Source organism: Streptomyces sp. NPDC018045, assembly GCF_044327445.1.
Taxonomy (GTDB): domain Bacteria; phylum Actinomycetota; class Actinomycetes; order Streptomycetales; family Streptomycetaceae; genus Streptomyces.
Window position 1 is genome coordinate 24,138 of sequence record NZ_JBIRFL010000026.1, and the last position, 18,539, is coordinate 42,676.

General features: G+C 74.5%; 8 protein-coding genes. All 8 read left to right on the top strand.

Annotated features, from left to right (window positions below; translation table 11 throughout):
• The first annotated feature begins 162 nt into the window (after positions 1–162).
• The 8 genes from ACH4EB_RS32850 (at position 163) to ACH4EB_RS32885 (ending at position 18,532) form a co-directional block, all read left to right on the top strand.
• Complete coding sequence (locus tag ACH4EB_RS32850) at positions 163–7,023, top strand: SDR family NAD(P)-dependent oxidoreductase (RefSeq protein WP_398351862.1); 6,861 nt, start codon at positions 163–165, stop codon at positions 7,021–7,023.
• Positions 7,020–7,772 (top strand): thioesterase II family protein, encoded by a 753-nt coding sequence (locus ACH4EB_RS32855; RefSeq protein ID WP_398351863.1) that lies wholly within the window; start codon positions 7,020–7,022, stop codon positions 7,770–7,772. Before ACH4EB_RS32850 ends, ACH4EB_RS32855 begins: the two co-directional genes overlap by 4 nt.
• A gap of 119 nt (positions 7,773–7,891) precedes the next feature.
• Positions 7,892–11,401, top strand: a complete 3,510-nt coding sequence (locus ACH4EB_RS32860) for an amino acid adenylation domain-containing protein (RefSeq protein ID WP_398351864.1) — start codon at positions 7,892–7,894, stop codon at positions 11,399–11,401.
• Positions 11,398–13,275 (top strand): CocE/NonD family hydrolase, encoded by a 1,878-nt coding sequence (locus ACH4EB_RS32865; RefSeq protein WP_398351865.1) that lies wholly within the window; start codon positions 11,398–11,400, stop codon positions 13,273–13,275. Before ACH4EB_RS32860 ends, ACH4EB_RS32865 begins: the two co-directional genes overlap by 4 nt.
• A gap of 43 nt (positions 13,276–13,318) precedes the next feature.
• Entirely contained in the window at positions 13,319–14,029 is a 711-nt protein-coding gene (locus tag ACH4EB_RS32870; RefSeq protein WP_398351866.1) for a hypothetical protein, read from the top strand.
• An 89-nt stretch (positions 14,030–14,118) separates the two neighbouring features.
• The gene (locus tag ACH4EB_RS32875) at positions 14,119–15,315 is read left to right on the top strand and encodes a cytochrome P450 (RefSeq protein WP_398351867.1); all 1,197 of its coding nucleotides are present in this window, start codon (positions 14,119–14,121) and stop codon (positions 15,313–15,315) included.
• Positions 15,316–15,364: 49 nt separating this feature from the next.
• Complete coding sequence (locus ACH4EB_RS32880; RefSeq protein WP_398351868.1) at positions 15,365–17,107, top strand: non-ribosomal peptide synthetase; 1,743 nt, start codon at positions 15,365–15,367, stop codon at positions 17,105–17,107.
• Between the two features lie 3 nt (positions 17,108–17,110).
• Positions 17,111–18,532 (top strand): amino acid adenylation domain-containing protein, encoded by a 1,422-nt coding sequence (locus tag ACH4EB_RS32885; RefSeq protein ID WP_398351869.1) that lies wholly within the window; start codon positions 17,111–17,113, stop codon positions 18,530–18,532.
• The last annotated feature ends 7 nt before the right edge of the window (positions 18,533–18,539 follow it).

Sequence of the window (18,539 nt, forward strand, 5' to 3'; positions counted from 1 at the left end):
CTCCCGGCGCGCGTGCGCCGCGTATCCCGGCCCGTCGACCGTGCGAACGGTCACCGGGCCGGTGTGCGTAACCGCCCCTCGTGAACGAAGGGCACTGCCGCGCCCGTACCGAGAAGCCGTCCTGGTGGGCGGGCGCAATCCGGCGACAGAATGGGTGGCCCAGTGCAAGACGCCTATGGTGAGCAGGAATTCGGCTGCGACGTCGCCATTGTCGGCATGGCCGGACGTTTTCCCGGCGCTCCCGACCTCGACCGGTTCTGGCGCAACCTGTGCGACGGCAAGGAATCCGTCAGCTTCTTCGACGACGCCGAACTGGCCGCCGCGGGGGTCTCCCGGGAGGAATTCTCCCGGCCCGACTACGTCAAGGCCGGCGCCCGTACGGAGGGCATCGATCTCTTCGACGCCGAGTTCTTCGGATATACGCCGCGGGAAGCCACGATCATGGACCCGCAGCACCGCGTCTTCCTGGAAACGGTGTGGGAGGCCCTGGAGCACGCCGGATACCGCCCGGGCGGTGTCGAGGGCGGCGTCGGCGTCTTCGGCGGCGCGGGCACCAGCGCCTATCTCCCGCAGGTGTTCGCGAACCTGGAAGGCGGCGCCGCCATCGGCGCCTCCAACGTCGGCATCGGCAACGAACTGGGCTTCCTGACCACCCGCGTGTCCTACAAGCTCGACCTCCGGGGTCCGAGCGTGCCGGTGCACACGGCGTGCTCCAGTTCCCTGGTCGCGGTCCACCTGGCGTGCCAGAGCCTGCTCAACCACGAATGCGGCGCGGCGATCGCGGGCGGGGTGGCCTTCAAGGTGCCGCCCCTGCGGGGCTACCGCTATCAGGAGAGCGGCATCATGTCGCCGGACGGCCACTGCCGGCCGTTCGACGCGGCCGGCGAGGGCACGGTCTTCAACAACGGTGTGGGCGCCGTCGTCCTGAAGCGGCTCGCCGACGCGCTGGCCGCGCACGACACCATCCACGCCGTCATCAAGGGCACCGCCGTCAACAACGACGGTTCCGGCAAGGCGAGTTTCACCGCGCCGGGCGTCGCCGGCCAGTCCGCCGTGGTGCTGGAGGCGCTGGGCGTGGCGGACGTGGCCGCCGACAGCATCAGCTACGTGGAGGCGCACGGCAGCGGCACGAAGATCGGCGACTCCATCGAGGTCGAGGCGCTGACCAGGGCCTTCAGGCAGAGCACCGACCGTACCAACTACTGCGCCCTCGGCTCGGTCAAGTCCAACCTCGGCCACCTCGACGCCGCCGCGGGCATCGCCGGACTGCTCAAGACCGCCCTCGCCCTGCGCCACGGCACGCTGCCACCCACGGTGCACTACACCGAGCCCAACGCCGACATCGACTTCGCGCGGACCCCGTTTCGCGTCCAGGGCGAGCTGACCCCCTGGGAGCGGCCGGACGGGCCGCGCCGCGCCGGCGTCAGCGCCTTCGGCTTCGGCGGCACCAACGCCCACGTCGTCCTGGAGGAGGCCCCCGTCCCGGGCGCCCCGGCCCCGGCCCGCCCGTCCCAGGTGCTCGTCCTGTCCGCGCGTACCCCGCAGGCACTGGACCGGGTCACCGACCGGCTCGCGGCGCACCTGCGCGACGACCGGCGGCCGCTCGCCGACACCGCCTTCACGCTCGCCCTGGGCCGCGCGGAGTTCCGCCACCGCCGTACCGTCGTCGCCCCGACCGCCGCGGACGCCGCCGCGGCGCTCCTGGCCCGCGACCCGGCGCTGGTCTCGACCGGCGAGGCCGCCGCCGCCCCGCCGTCCGTCGCGATGCTCTTCACCGGCCAGGGCTCCCAGTACGCCGCCATGGCCGACGAACTGTACGCGGGGGAGCCGGTGTTCCGGGCCGCCGTGGACCGCTGTGCCGCCGTGCTGACGGCGGAACTCGACCGCGACGTGCGCGACCTGCTGGTCCACGGCGCCGGGGACGAGGAGGCCGAACGGCTGCTGGCCCGCACCGAGTACGCCCAGCCCGCCCTGTTCACCCTCGAATACGCGCTGGCGCGGCTGTGGAACGCCTGGGGCATCACCCCGGGCGCCATGATCGGGCACAGCCTCGGTGAGTACGTGGCCGCCTGCCTGGCCGGCGTCTTCACCCTCGACGACGCGCTGCGCCTGGTGAGCCTGCGCGGCCGCCTGATGCAGCGGCAGGCGCCCGGCGCCATGCTGAGCGTCGTCGCCGACCGGGCCACCGCCGAGGCCCTGCTGACCGACGGCCTGTCCCTGGCGGCGCACAACGGCCCGGCCGACTGCGTCGTCGCGGGCACCGCAGAGGCGGTCGCGCGGTACGCGGACGCCGCGGCGCGCCAGGGCATCGCGGCCCGGCCCGTACCGACGACCCACGCCTTCCACTCGGCGCTGATGCGGCCGGTGGTGGAACCGTTCACCGAGGCCGTGGCGGCGGTGCCGCGCGGCGAGCCCACGCTGCCGTACGTCTCGAACGTCACCGGCACCTGGATCACCGCCGAACAGGCCACCGACCCCGCCTACTGGGGGCGGCACCTCCTCTCCCCCGTCGCGTTCGCCGACGGCATCGCGACCGTCGCCCAGGAACCCGACGTGGCCTTCCTCGAAGTCGGCCCCGGCCAGACCCTGCGCAGCCTGGTCACCCGCTGCCTCCCCGACGGCGACCCGCGCACCGTCGCCGCCTCGCTGCCGCACCCGCGCTCCGGCCGCGGCAAACTGGCGTCGGCGCAGCGCGCGCTGGGCCTGCTGTGGCAGGCGGGCGTCACCCCCGACTGGGCCGCCTACCACAGCAACGAGACCCCCCGCCGGGTGCCGCTGCCGACCTACCCCTTCGAGCGCAAGCGCTACTGGCTCGAAGCCGCGCCCGCGTCCCCGGCCGCGCGGCCGGCCGCCCCCGGGCCGCACCCGCTCCTCGACGAGTTGCTGGTCCAGACGGTGGACGAGGTGGTCTTCCGCACCGAGTTCGACCTCGAACGGCACTGGGTGCTCAGCGAGCACAAGATGCTGTCCGAGGCCATCGTGCCGGGGACGACGTACCTGGAGATGGCGCGCGCGGCGGGCTCGGTGCTCCTCGGCGCACCGGTGACGGCCGTCACCGGGACGGAGTTCCAGGTCCCGCTGCTGGTCACGGCGGACCGGCCGCGGACCGCGCACACCATCGTGCGCCAGGCCGCCGGCGGCGCGGAGTTCAAGGTGGTCAGCCACGACCCGGCCGCCCCCGCGGGGCAGCAGTGGACCCTGCACGTACGCGGCAGCCTCACCGCCGACGCCCAGCCCGCCCGGCCGCCCGAGGACGTGGCACGGCTCCTGTCCCGCTGCGGCCTCAAGAGCGTGGACGCCGCCGCGCTCCAGGCCGCCCACCACGTGATGGACTTCGGCAGCCGCTGGCAGGGCAGCCTGCGCACGGTGGACGTCGGTGTCCGCTGTGCCGCCGGGCGGTTGGAGCTGCCCGCCGCGTACGCGGCCGAGACCGGCACCTACCCGCTGCACCCGGCGCTGCTCGACCAGGCGACCGGGTTCCACCAGTGGGCGATGTTCGACGGCGAGCAGGACGGTGAACAGGGCGGTGAACAGGGCGGGGACGGTACCGGTGGCGGTACCGGCGCCGGTTTCTACCTGCCGCTGGCCTACGACCGGCTGGTCGTCCACGCCCCGCTCCCCGCCCGCTGCCTGAGCTTCGTCCGGCCCACCGACGGGTTCCGGCAGAGCGCGGAGATCCGCAAGACCGATGTCCTGGTCTGCGCCATGGACGGCACCGTGGTCCTGGAGATCGAGGGCTTCACCGCGAAGCGGGTCAACAGCCCGCGGCACACCCTCCGGAACGCGCGCGCCGCGGCCGTTCACCACACCCTGGCCTGGGTCCCCGCCGCACCCGGCGGGGACCGCCCGCGCGAGGTCCGGCAGGCACTGGTGGTCGGTACGCAGTCGGCGCTGCGCGACACGACGGCGGCGCGGCTGCGGGACGCGGGCGTACAGGTCGGGACGGCCGCGCCGGACACCGACTGGACCGGCCACGCACTGCCGGCGGACATCGTGTACGTCGCGGAGGGCACCGGGGGCGGCACCTACGACCTGCCCGCCCAGCAACGGCTGCTGGACAGCGGCGTCATGGGCCTGCTGCGCCTGGCGCGGGAGCTGGGGCAGCGGGGCGCCGACGCCCGGCGGATCACGGTGGTCGCGCCGTACGTCAACAGCGTCACCGGTGACGAGCCGTATCTCGTCCCCGCCCACTCGGCGCTGTTCGGACTCGCCAAGGTCATCGGCCAGGAGCACCACCAGATCCGCTGCCGGTGCGTGGACGTGGCCGACGACGTGCCGCCGCAGACGCTGGTGGCGGAAATCCTCTCCGGCGATCCCCTCGGGCAGGTCGCCCTGCGCGCGCAGCGCCGCTACGCGGCCGAACTCGTAGCGGCGGAACTCCTCGCGGCGGAGCCGGACACCACGGAGCCGGACACCACGGAAATGGACGACGCGCCGGCCGAGGACGGCGTCCATCTCATCACCGGCGGCCTCGGCGGCCTCGGCCTGGAGATCGCCCGGTCCGTCGGCGCCCGGCGGCCCGGCGCCAGGATCGCCCTGGTCGGCCGCCGGGCGGTGCCGCCCCGCGACCAGTGGCCCGCGATCCTGCGGGACGGCCCGGACCGGCAGGCCGCACAGGTCCGGGTGCTCCAGGAGCTGGCCGAACGGGGCGCACACGTCGTCTGCCACCAGGGCGATGTCGCGGACGCCGCCGACATGGCGCGCGTCGTCGCCGCCGTACGCGACGACCTCGGCCGGATCACCCGGGTGGTTCACGCGGCGGGCACGGCCGGGGACGGCTTCCTGCTGCGCAAGCCGGACGAGGTCTTCGCCGCGACCCTCGCGCCCAAGGTCACCGGCGCGCTGGTGCTGGACACCGTCACCGCCGACGACCCGCCGGAGATGATCCTGTTCAGCTCGACCACCGCGCTGTTCGGCGCGGCGGGGCAGAGCGACTACACGGCGGCCAACCTCCACCTCGACGGGTTCGCGGCCTGGCGGGCCCGGCGCGGCCCGCGCACGGTCACCGTCAACTGGACCGACTGGCTCGGCACCGGCATGGCCGCCGACCACGGGGTCCGGCAGGACCAGGGGTTCTTCCGCTCCGTAGGGATCGAGGACGGCATCGCGAGCTACGAGGCGATCACCCGGTCACCGCACACCCAGGTGATCGTCGGCGAGATCAACTACGCCATGCTGGGAACGCTGGACCCCGAAGCGCTGCGCGCCCGGATGGCGACCGCGCCGCTGCTCCTGAGCGACCCGATCCGGCGGACCGTGGCCGCGCGGTCGGCCGCGGCCGGCGGTACGCGGTCCGCCGGGCCGGCGACGCCCACCGCCGTCACCCTGCTCGGCCGCCCCGGTGACGACTACACCGACCTCGAACGCGACCTGGGGCGCCTGTGGGCGGCCGAGTTCGGCCTCGACGAGATCGATGTGTCCGCCGGTCTCTTCGACCTCGGCGGGGACTCCCTGCTCGCCCTGCGCCTGGCCAACAGCCTCCAGCAGGCCCTCGGCGTCAAACTGACCATCGCCGACCTGTTCGCCCACCCGACCGTCGCCGACCTCGCGGCCCACCTGGCGCCGGAGCAGGGCGCCCCCGGCGGGCCCGCGCACGACGACGCCGGCGCGCCCTCGGCCCCGGGCCCCGCCCAGGAGGGGGACCGGCAGCAAGGCCCCGACGCCGACGCGGGCTTCGAGCTGTGGAACGCCCAGCAGGGTCTGTGGCTCCAGCACCAGCTCGGCGAGGGACGCGCCGAACTGAACCTGCCGGTGTGGCAGTACGTCCACGAGGAGGTCGACGTCCCGGCCTTCCGTACGGCCATCGCCTTCCTCACCGAACGGCACCAGGCCCTGCGGCTGGCCTTCGAGGACACCGAGCACGGCCCGCGCCAGAAGGTGCTGCGCGATCACGTCCCCGAGGTGCCGCTGATCGACCTCACGGAGGCCGCCGACCCGGCCGGCGAGGCGGAACGCCTCATCCACCGGGACAACGCGACCCCGTTCGACGACCTGGGCACCCCGCCGGTCCGGGTCCGGATCTACCGGCTGGCCGCCGCCCACCACTGCGTCCACCTGACCGTCCACCACATCGTCGCGGACGGCACCAGCATGGGCATCCTGCTGCGGGAACTGCTCACCACCTACCAGGCGGTCGTGGCGGGCGAGGAACCACCGCTGACGCCGCTGCCGGTGACCTTCGAAGGGTTCGTACGCGACCGGCGGGAGTGGCTGGCCGGGCCGGAGAGCGCGGCGATGCGTGACTACTGGCTCGGCGAACTGCGCGCCCCGCTGCCCACGCTGCACGTGGGCGACCACGACGGGCCCACCGAGGACGTCGTCAACGAGACGCTGGACTTCGCGACCGGAGCGGACCTCGCCGCGGGGCTGGGGCGGCTGGCCAAGGAGCTGGACGTCACGCTCCACGTCCTGCTGCTCAGCGCCTTCGCGGCCGCGCTGCGCGATGTGGGCGGGGACGACGACATCGTGGTCTGCGTGCCGTTCTCCGGCCGGGACACCAAGGAACTGGAAGGCATGGTCGGCACGTTCGTCAACCCGCTCTCGGTGCGCCTGACGATGTCCGGCGCCGACACCTTCGGTGACCTGGTCCGCCGGGCCCAGCGCAAGAGCGTCGGCTCCTACGCACACAGCCGCTACCCCTTCGCACGGCTGGTGGAGCAGGTCGGCGCCGCGGCGCGGACCGGCCGGAACCCGGTCTTCTCCTGCGCGTTCCAGTTCACGGACTTCCTGCCCCCGGCGTACCAGACCTCGCAGCTCGACATCTGCCTGTACGGCAAGCCGGGCGACGACGGGCTCGCGCTGCGCTTCAACTACAACTCCCGCCGCCTCACCAGGAGCGAGGTGCTGGACATTCAGGCGGGGTTCCTCGCCGTACTGCGAACAGCACTGGAGGACGCGTCCGTGACCCTCTCCGGCCTGGCCGAACCCCTGCGCGCGGCGCGGCGCGAACGCCGGTCCGCCCCGTCCAGGGGCCGCCGGCTGGGCAGCCTGCGGCAGCGCGCGACGGACCGGGCCGCCCGGTGAACGCGCTGCTCAGGCCACTCGCGGTCCGCCCGCACGCCGACATCCGGCTGTTCTGCTTCCCGTACGCCGGGGGCGGGCTCTCGGCCTTCCGGGGGTGGGCCGACGGGCTGCCGGAGACCGTCGAGCCGTGGGCGGTCCAGCTCCCCGGCCGCGAGGACCGCACCACGGCGGCGCCGCTCGACCGGATGAGCCAGGTGCTCAACGCCCTCGTCCCGGCGGTGATTCCTTGCCTGGACCGGCCGTTCGCCTTCTTCGGGCACAGCATGGGCGCCCTGATCGCCTGGGAGCTGGCGCGGGCGCTGCAACGGCTGGAGGCCGGCGCACCACGGCGGCTGTTCGTCTCCGGATGCGTGCCGCCGCAGACCAGGACCGTCCCCGACCCGCCGCTGCACACCCGCCCCGACGCGGACCTGATCCGTACGCTGCGGGACTGGCACGCCACCCCGGAGGCCGTCCTGGCGGACCCGGAACTGATGGCGCTGCTGCTGCCCGCGATCCGGGCCGACCTGGCCGTCGTGGAGAACCACCGGTACGCCGCGTCGACCGCGCTGACCTGCCCGGTCACCGCCTTCGGCGGCACCGGGGACGGCCCGGCCGACGGGGCGCCGCTGGAGCGCTGGGGCGAGCTGACGACCGGCGGCTTCGACCTGCGGATGTTCCCCGGCGACCACTTCTTCGTGCACGCGGCACGCCCCGCCGTCCTGGCGGAGATCGCCGGACGGATCGCCGCCGCGCACCGCGCCGTCTGACGGCACCACCGCCGGGACCTCCGGCACGCACCCGGCGCACCGCCGCCACGGCTCCCCGCCGAGCCGCGCGGCACCGCCTTCCGGGCTCCTGGCAACGACGAGGGAATGGGTGGAACGACATGACTGAGCAGGCCGCGACCGGGCCGGCGGACGACAGGCCGCCCCTGTCCGTGGCGGAGGCCGTCTCGGCGGTGTGGGCTGCCGTGCTGCGCACCGAGATCCCCGGCCCGGACGCCAACTTCTTCGCCCTCGGCGGCAATTCGCTCCAGGGTGCCCGCGTGATCAGCAGGCTCCGTGCGGAGCTGGGGCTGCACATTCCGCTCAGTGTCCTGTTCGAGAGCCGGACGGCCGGTGCGCTGGCCGCCTCGATCGAGGAGCTGCGGGCGTCGGCGCCGGCCGCCGCGCCGCGGGCCCGGGCGGCCATCGAGCCGCTCGACCGCCCGGCGGGGCAGGAGTTCCAGGCGCCCACCTCCTTCGCCCAGCAGCGCATGTGGGTGGAGGAGCACATCCACGGGCCCGGCTCCCGCTACAACGTCCCCGCGGCGGTGGAGATCGAGGGGCCCCTCGACGTCGAGGCGCTGCGGTCGGCGGTCGGGGCGCTGGTCGAGCGGCACGAGGTGTTCCGTACGGTCATCCGTGCCGTCGACGGGGTGCCCCAGCAGATCGTCCTGCCCACCGCCGACCTGCCGCTGACCGTCGTCGACCTGCGGTCCGAACCGGAGGAGCAGCGCGAGCAGGTGATGGCCGACCGGCTGCCGGCGGCCGCCCGACGGCCGTTCGACGTGGAGCGCGGCCCGCTGTTCCGGGTGGAGCTGTACCGGCTGGACGAGCAGTGGCACGTCCTGCTCGTCAATCAGCACCACATCATCACCGACGTCCATTCCTTCGAACGGGCCGTCGCCGAACTGCTGGAGCTGTACGCGCGGGCCGGGAGCGGCGCGGGCGGGCCGGGCGAGCGGCCCGCCGTCCAGTACGCGGACTTCGCCGCCTGGCAGCGGCGCACCGTCGGGGACGCCGCTCTCGACGAACAACTGGCGTACTGGAAGGAGCAGTTGCGCGGGCCGCTGCCCGTGCTGGACCTGCCCACCGACCTGCCGGCGCGCGACGAGCCGGCCGGACGCGGCGCCTCGGTGGCCGTCGAGCTGCCCCGGGCCGTCGCCCGCCGGCTGCGGGAGCTGTCCCAGGAGCACGACGCCACCCCGTTCATGACCGTCCTCGCCCTGATCGACGTGCTGCTGCACCGCTACAGCGGCCAGACGGACATCGTCGTCGGCACCCCGAGCGCCAACCGGGACCTGCCGGAGCTGGAGAACATGCTCGGCTGCTTCCTGAACACCCTGGCGGTCCGCAGCGACCTGTCCGGCGACCCGACGTTCGCCGAACTGCTCGGGGCCGTACGGGACACCACGCTGGCCGCCTTCGCCCATCAGGACGTGCCGTACGAGCGGGTCGTCAACGCGGTCTGCGCTGACCGGTCGCGGAGCCCGTTCCGGGTGATGCTGGCCTTCCAGCGCGAGGTGCCGATGCCCCGGCTGCCGGGCCTGGCGATCGAGAGCGTCGACCTGGACGTGCAGGCGGTCAAGTTCGACCTGGTGTTCGCGGTCACGGAGACCGAGACCAGTTACCGGATCGCCCTGGAGTACCACACCGGCCTGTTCGTGGAGGACAAGGCGTGGCGCATCCTGGAGCACCTGCGCGTGCTGGCCGCCGACGCGGTGGCCGCCCCCGGCAAGCGGCTGTCGCGGCTCACCCTCCTCCCGGACGACGAACGCCGGCAGATCGAGAGCTGGTCGGCGGCGCGCTGCGGCCCGTACCCCGCCGACCGCTTCCTGCACCGCCTCTTCGAGGAGCAGGCGCGCCGGACACCCGGGGCGGACGCCGTGGAGTGCGCTGCCGAACGGGTCAGCTACGGTGAACTGGACCGCCGCGCCCATGCGCTGGCGACGGAGCTGGCCGCGCGGGGCGTCGGCCCGGACCACCTCGTGGGCCTGTGCGCGGAGCCGTCGGTGGACCTGATCGTCGGCATCCTCGGCATTCTGAAGGCCGGTGCCGCGTACGTCCCCCTCGACCCGGTCGCCCCGGCCGGGCGGCTGGCGTACGTCGTCGCCGACAGCGGCATGAAGATCCTGGTCACGAGCACCGCGCTGCGGGGCCGGCTGCCGGCCGCGGTCGTCGAGGGCGTGGACGTCGTGTGCGCCGCGCAGGAGGGCGCGGCCGACGACACCGCCGCCCCCGGCTCCGCGCTCGACCCGGCGCAGCTCGTCTACCTGATGTACACCTCGGGCACCACCGGCAACCCGAAGGGCGTCGGGCTGCCGCACTCCGCGGTCACCCCGTGGATCCAGTGGGCGCAGGACACCCGGCCGATCGGCCCGGGCACCCGGGTCGCGCACAACCTCTTCTACCACTTCGACTGGTCCGTGGAGCAGATGTTCCACGCGCTGACCGCCGGCGCATGCCTGGTCATGCTGCCCGGTGAGGTACGCGCCGACCCCGAGGCCACCGCCCGGTTCCTCAACGACCGGACCATCCACCTGCTCTACCTGACACCCACCCAGATGCGCGGCATCGCGGACGCGGGCATCGCCCTGCCGACGCTGCGCCACGTCTCCATGGGCGGCGAGAACCTCGACGCCGACCTCGTGGCCCGCACCCGCAAGGTGGTCTCCGAGCACTGCGAGATCTGGAACGAGTACGGGCCGACCGAGACCGCGGGCGCGGCCCTCGTCGGCCGGATGCGCGACGAGCCGCCGGAGCGCACCTCCATGCCGCTGGGCGAGCTGATCGCCAACGCCTCCTGCGCCGTCGTCGACCGGTGGGGCAACCCCCAGCCGATCGGCATCCCGGGAGAGCTGTGGATCGGCGGGGACGGCGTCGCCCGCGGCTACCGCAACCGGCCCGCCCTGACCGCCGAGAAGTTCGTCCCGGACCCGGCCCGCCCGGGTCACCGCCGCTACCGTACGGGCGACCTGGTGCGCCGGCTGCCCAACGGCGAGCTGGAGTTCCTGGGCCGGGTCGACAGCCAGGTCAAGATCCGCGGCGTACGCGTCGAGCTGGAGGAGATCGAGGCCGTCCTGCGCGGCCACCCGGGCGTGGCCGACGCCGTGGTGGTGCTCGAACCCGATCAGCGGCTGATCGGCTACCTCGTACCGGCCCCGGGGGGCGACCGCGACGAGGCCGCGGTACGCGCGCACGTGGCGCCGGAACTGCCCCTCGTGATGCGGCCCGCCTGCTACGTGTGGCTCGACGCCCTGCCCGCCTCGCCGACCGGCAAGATCGACCGGGGGCGGCTGCCCCGGCCGTCGGCCGCGCCCGTCCCCGAGACCGTCGCGCTGCCGCCGCGTACCGCGATGGAACGCACGGTCGCGGCGGCCTGGGCGGACGTGCTGCGCCTGGACGTCGTCAACGTACGGGCCAACTTCTTCGAGAGCGGCGGCGACTCGTTCTCCCTGCTCGCGGTCGTCGGCAGACTGCGGGAGGAACTGCATCTCGACATCCCGGTCCGCGCCGTCGTCGACACGCCGACGATCGAGGGCCTGGCCACTCACATCGAGTCGCTGCGCTGGGCCCTGGGCCGTCAGCAGAGCGCCGTCGACACCACCGGCGAGCGCGAACAGGGCGAACTGTGACGGCACCGGCGCGGCAACCGGACGGCAGCGTGGTGGACCTGCTGCTCGCGCTGCGGGCCGACGGCATCGCCCTGTGGGCGGACCGCGGCCGGCTGCGCTTCGACGCCCCGGCGGGCGCCATGACGGCCGCGCTACGTGCCGAACTGGGCGCGCGCAAGGCGGAGATCGTCGCCTTCCTGGCCGAGGCCGACCTCGCCGAGCGCACCAGCGTACGGATCACCGTGCCGGACGGGACCCGGCTGGCCGCCGACATCTTCCGCCCCAAGCGCGACGGCACCGTGACCGCCGAACCGCTGCCGGCCGTGTGGTGCCACGAGCGCTACCGGCGGGCCCAGGCCGTGAACGGCGGCGTCCTGACGAAACTGGACGCGCAGCCCTGGCTGAAGGAGCTGCTGCGCAACGGGTACGTCGTCGCCGTGGTCGACGCGCGCGGCAGCGGCGCCTCGGAGGGCACCCGGCGCGTCGAGTTCAGCGCGGCGGAGTCCGCCGACGCTTACGCGGTGACCGAATGGCTGGCCGCACAGCCCTGGTGCACCGGCCGCGTCGGCATGTACGGACTGTCGTACTCGGGCATCAACCAGCTCCTCGCGGCCGGCACCGCACCGCCCCACCTGAGGGCGATCGTCCCGCAGATGGCGATGTTCGACCTGTACGCGTTCCTGCGGCCGGGCGGTGTCTTCCGGGACGACTTCGCCCGCAACTGGAGCGAGCTGGTGCGGCGCCTCGACACCGAGGCGGGCGCGGACGGCGCCGGTTCGGAGGACGGCGCGGAGGACGGCTTCCTCGCCGCGCACCGGTCCAACGCGGACGTCTTCCACCAGGCGGCGACGCTGGAGTTCCGGGACAGCACGGACCCGGTGACCGGCCTGGCACCGTACGAGGACGTCAACCCGGCCGCCGTGCGCGCGGCGGTCAGCGCCTCCGGCGTCCCCGTCTGCCACCTCGGCGGCTGGCACGACATCTGGGCCCGGGACACCACCCTGTGGTTCCGCAACCTGACCAACCCGCAGCGGATGGTCATCGGCCCGTGGAGCCACAACAACTGGACCAACGCGGACCTGGCCCGCGAGCATCTGCGCTGGTACGACCACTGGCTCAAGGGCATCGACAACGGCGTCACGGACGAGCCGCCGGTCCGCTACTACACCATGGGCGCCACCGCGCGCACCGGTTGGCACCCGGCCGAGCGGTGGCCGCCCCCGCAGACCCGCCCCACCGCGTTCCACTTCGGCGCCGGGCCCACCGGCACCATCGCCTCGGTCAACGACGGGCGGCTGGCCGGGCCCGGGGAGCCCGCCGCGACCGACGACACCGCGGACGCCTACCGGATCGACTACACCACCACCTCGGGCACGACGACCCGGTGGGCCGACGGTTACGCCAACGGCTTCCACTACGACCTGACGCCCAACGACCGCAAGGCGCTCACCTACACCTCGCCGGCCCTGCCCCGCGACCTGGAGGTCACCGGCCACCCCGTCGTCCACCTGTGGGTGACCGCCTCCCACCCGGACGCCGCGTTCTTCGTCCACCTGAGCGAGGTGGACGACGCGGGCCGCTCGCACTACGTCACCGAGGCCGCGGTCCGCGCCTCCCACCGGGCCCTCGGCGACGCGCCGTTCGACACCATGGGCCTGCCGTACCACCGCGGCACCCGGGACGCGGTCGCACCCCTGCCCGGCGTGCCGGCGGAACTCGTCGCCGACCTGCACCCGACGTCGTACGCCTTCGCCGCCGGACGGCGCCTGCGCATCAGCGTCACGTGCTGCGACCGGGACAACGCGCACGTCGAGGAGATCACTCCCGCACCCGTGGTGCGGATCCACCGCGGGCCCCGGTACCCGTCCCGCGTGGTGCTGCCGGTGCTGCCCTGACCACCACCGCGATTCCGCCGGTCATCTCCCGAAGGGGAACGCCATGCCAGCCCAGCCGTACCGCGTGATCGCGGTGGAGTTCGCCCGGGAGACCACACCGCGATCGTTCGCCCCCCTGCTCCCGCCCGCCGTACGGGACGGTTGCCTGCGTATCGACCCGCTCGACCACCCGGACATCGGCAAGGCCGTCCGGACGATCGGTGAACAGGCCGACCACTGGGCTCTCCAGGCGGACACCGGCGGACAGCCGGCCGTGGTGCTGGGCTACTGCTCCGGCTCCGGCCTCGCCTCCGAACTCGCCGCCCGTCTCGGCCCGGACACCGTGCTGGTCCTGGCCGACCCGGTCTTCCCGACCCCCGCCGAGACCCAGGGCCTGCTGGCCGAGATGGCCACCGGCATGGACGAGGACCTCGACCCGGCGGACGTGCCCGGCATCCTGGGCCGCGACCCGGACGACACCCTGGCCGTGGTCCGTACCTTCCTGCGCTCCCTCGTCGAGCGCTGCGCCCCCGACCTGCCCGAGGACATCTTCGAGACGCTCACCGCACATCAGCGGGCCTGGATGAGCTACACCCTGGCGGCGGGCGCGCACGGTCGCACGCTGCCCAGGCGGCCGGATCACGTCCTGCTCAGCGCGGCGGCCGAGTGGGACGGTGCCGCGCCGGGCCGGGCCCACCGCTTCCCCGCCGATGCCGTGGGCCTGTTCTCCCACGCCGGGGCCGCCGCGGTCCTCGCCGGCGTCCTCGCCCCGTAGCACCCGCCCATCCCCAGGACCCGCTCCTTCGTGGCCCCGCGCACCGTACGGGCGCGCGGCCTGCCCCCGACCCCCAGAGGCGACACCACATGGACCTCACGTGTCCCTACCGACGGGACACCGGACTGCTGCCGGTGGACCCGTGCATGGACTACCTCGCCCTCCGGGACGCCGAGCCCGTCCGGCGCGAGGACGACCTGGGCGTCTGGGTCGTCACCGGCGCCGCCGAGGTCACCGCCCTGCTGCGCAGTCCGGCGCTCTCCGCGGCCTGGCCACAGCACGGCAGGACCCGGCTGCACGACGAACGGGACGGCGCCGACGGCGCGCCGCGCACCGCCGGCATCGTCCGCCGCTGGTTCATGTTCCAGGACGAGCCGCGCCACCAACTGCTGCGCGGCCTGATCACCCCGCTGTTCGCCACCCGGCGGCTCGCCGCGCTCCAGGCGTTCGTCGAGGAGACCGTCGACCACCTGCTGGCCGACGTCACCGACGAGGTCGACGTGATGGCCGGCCTGGCGGTGCCGCTGGCCGGCCGCGTGGTGTGCCGGCTGCTCGGCGTCGGGGAGGAGGTGGCGCCCCGGCTCGCCGGATGGGCGCTGGACATAGCGGCACTGCTCGTCGCCGACTACCTGCCCGAGGTGGTGGAGCGGGGCACCGGCGCGCTGGCGGAGATCGAAGAGGTCGTGGCGGCGGCGCTGAAGACGCCCGGCGTACCCGAGGGAACCGTGCTGGAGGTCCTGTCCCGCGCCCACGAAGCGGGCCGGATCGAGTACGAGGACATCGCCGCCACGGCCAGCCTGCTGGTCTTCGCCGGGTTCGACACCACCTCGACCTTCATCGGCAAGGCCGTCCGCGCCCTCCTGCACACCGGACAGTGGAGCACGGCCACCACCCGGGACATCGCCGCGACCGTCGAGGAACTGCTGCGCTTCGACACCTCCGTCCAGCAGGTCGCCCGCGTCGCGGTGGCCCCCGTGGAGGCCGCCGGACAGCGGATCGAGCCGGGCGACCTGGTCCTGCTCATGCTCGGCGTCGCCAACCGCGACCCCCGCGTCCACCGGGACCCGGACGTCCTGGACCCCGGGCGCCGCACCGGCCGGCACCTGACCTTCGGATACGGGACGCACTACTGCCTGGGCTCCGGCCTCGCCCGCATCGAGGCGGGCGCCGCGCTCGGCGGGCTCGCCCGGCGGTGGAGCCACGTCGAGCCGGCCGGACCGCCGGTGCTGCGCCCGCACCACGGCGTGACCGTACTGGAACACCTCAGGCTGCGCGTACGCCGCTGACCGGCCCCGGACCGTGGGCCCCCGAAAGAGCCGTCGAACAGGAGTGGTTGTGACCGCGAAGACCGCACAGGGCACCGTGCCGCAACTGGTCGAGGACCGGGTGGCCCGCGGCCCCGGCACGGTGGCCGTCATCGTCGGGGACCCGTCCGGCGGCTCCGTACGGGTCACCTACCGCGAACTGTGGGACGCCGCGGGCACCGTCGCGGCCCGGCTGACGGCGCTGCCCGGCTTCGCCCCCGGCGCGCTCGTCGCCACCGCCTTCCCACGCGGTGTCCAGAACATCGCCGCCCAGTTGGGCGCCTGGCGGGCGGGGGCCGCCTACCTGCCGCTGGACGTGACCCAGCCGCGGGCACGGCGGGAGACGATCCTCCATGACGCCCGGCCCCTCGCCGTGCTCTCGCCCGACGGCGACGCGCCGGACGCCGTCACGGCGGACCTCACCGGCGAGACGGTGGATGCGGAGGCCGGGGACGGTACCGCGTACGTCATCTACACCTCCGGCTCGACCGGCACCCCCAAGGGCGTCGAGGTCGGCCACGCCGCCCTGGGCAACCTGGTCCGCTGGCACACCCGTACCTACGGGACCGGGCCCGGTGTACGGGTCGGCGCCTTCGCGGGACTCGGCTTCGACGCCTCGGCGTGGGAGGTGTGGTCGGCCCTCGCCGGCGGCGCCACCCTCGTCCTGCCCGACGGCCTGGCCACCACCGACACCGAAGCGCTGGGCCGCTTCATGGACCGGTGGTCCGTCCGCCAGTGCTTCCTGAGCACCCCGCTGGCGGAGCGGATGTTCGCGGCCCCCCGGCCGCCCCGCACCCTGCGGATCCTCACCACCGGTGGCGACCGCCTGCGCGTCCGCCCGCCGGCCGATTTCCCGGCCGCCGTCTTCAACCACTACGGGCCCACCGAGGCGACCGTGGTGACCACGGCGGGCGGCGACCTGCGGCAGCGCCCGGACGCCCCGGAGAACGGCGGGGCACCGACCATCGGGCGGCCCGTCCCGGGCGCCGAGGTCCGACTGGTCGCGGAGGACGGCACGGTCGTCACCGCACCGGGCGTCCCCGGCGAACTGCTCATCGGGGGCGAGGTGCTGGCTTTCGGGTACCGGCACGACGCGGCCCTCACCCGCAAGCTGTTCGTCCACCGGCCGGACGGCGGCCGGTGGTACAGCTCCGGGGACATCTGCCGCTGGACCGCCGACGGCGAGCTGGAGTTCGCCGGGCGCCGCGACGGGCAGCTCAGCCTGCGCGGCCACCGCGTCGAGCCCGCCGAGGTCGAGCGGGCCGCCCTCCGCGTCACCGGTGTGGACCAGGCGGCGGTGGTGCTGCGCCCCGACGAGGACGGGGGCGAACTCTGGGGCTTCCACGCGGGCACCGCGAGCGAGAGCGAACTGCGCGACGCGCTCGCCGAGGCCCTGCCGGAATACCTGCGCCCGGCCGTGCTGCGCCGGCTGGAGGCCCTGCCGCTGAACGCCAACGGCAAGCTCGACCGGGCCGCCCTACAGGCCCTGCTGCCCCCGGCCCCCGCACCCGGCGGCGAGCCGGACGGCGGCCCGGCGGGGGACTCCGTCACCGACCGGGTCGCGGAGATCTGGCGGGAGGTGCTGGGCCGCACCCCGGCCCCCGCCGACAACTTCTTCCAGATAGGCGGGCACTCCCTGAAGGCCGCACGCGTCCTCGCCACGACCCGGAAGGCGTTCGGCATCACCCTGCCGTTCGAGGTGATGTTCGCCAGCCCGGTCTTCGCTGACTTCGCCGAACGGGTGGCGGAGCAGGTACGGGCCGAGGGGGAGTGACGGATGGAGACGGTCTGGGACCTGGTGCGCGCACAGGCGGAACGCACCCCGCTCGCACCGGCCGCGGTCGGCGAACGCCTCCACACCTACCGGGACATCGCCCGGCAGGCAGGTGAACTGGCCGCCCTGATCCGGCGGACGGTACGGCCGGGAGCACTGCTCGCCCTGGAGACGCCGAGCCCGGTGAACGGGGCGATCGCCCTGCTGGCAGGCGCGCAGACCGCCTGCGCGCTCCTCCCGGTCAACCTCGACGCCCCGCCCGCACACCGTGCCCGCGTCCTCGCGGACGCCCGGCCCGCGGCACTGCTCCGCGCACCGCGGGAAGGCGCCTTCACGGTGGCCGAGCACCTCCCGACCACCGAGCGCACCGGACCCGCGCCGGACGGGGACGAGGGCCGCGCCCTGCACGAGGTCGCCTACGTCATGTACACCTCGGGCTCCACGGGCCGGCCGAAGGGCGTCATGGTCCCGCACGACTCCCTCGCCTCCCGCATCCGCGCCCTGGCCCGCACCCCCGGGCTGCGGGAGGGGGAGACGATGCTCGCCATGACGGCGCTGTCCTTCGACATCTCGCTCGCCGAGATGCTGGTGCCGCTGGCCGTCGGGGCCCGGTTCGTCGCGGTGCCCGGCGAGGCCCGCACGGACCCCGAGGTCTTCGCGGAGTTCACCGCCCGGCACACCCCGGACGTCATCCAGGCCACCCCCAGCTTCTGGCGGCTGCTGCTCGCCGCCGGCGGCCCGCCGCCCGGACGCCGCCCCCGCGTCTGGTGCGGCGGCGAGGCGCTCACCCCCAGCCTCGCCGCCGCCCTGCTCGACCACGGCAGCGAGCTGTGGAACCTCTATGGGCCGACCGAGGCCACCATCTGGGCCACCGCGGCCCGCATCACCGCGCCGGACGCCGTCCACCTGGGCGACCCGCTGCCGGGCAGCGGCGTCTTCCTGGAGGACGACGAGGTCCACCTCTACGGCGACGGCCTCGCCTCGGGCTACCTGGGCCGGCCGGACCTCACCGCCGAGCGCTTCGCCGTACGGCGGACCCCGCACGGACCGGCGCGCACGTACCGGACCGGGGACCGCGCCCGCCGCACGGCCGACGGGACCCTGGAGTACCTGGGGCGCGTCGACGGCCAGATCAAGCTGCGCGGCCACCGCATCGAGCTGGGTGAGGTGGAGTCGGTCCTGGAGGAGTACCCCGCGGTGACCGAGGCGGTGGCGCTGGTCCACCACGCGGACCGGGCCGAACGCGCCCGCATCGCCGCGTACGTGGTCGCCCCCGAGGACGTGACGGCCGCTTCGGTCGCCGCCTGGATCCGTACCCGGCTGCCCGCGAGCCACTGCCCGAGCAAGATCCACGTGGTGCGGTCCCTGCCCCGGAACACCTCCGGGAAGGTGGACCGCGCTTCTCTGGCCGACGCCGGCCGGTAAGGAACGC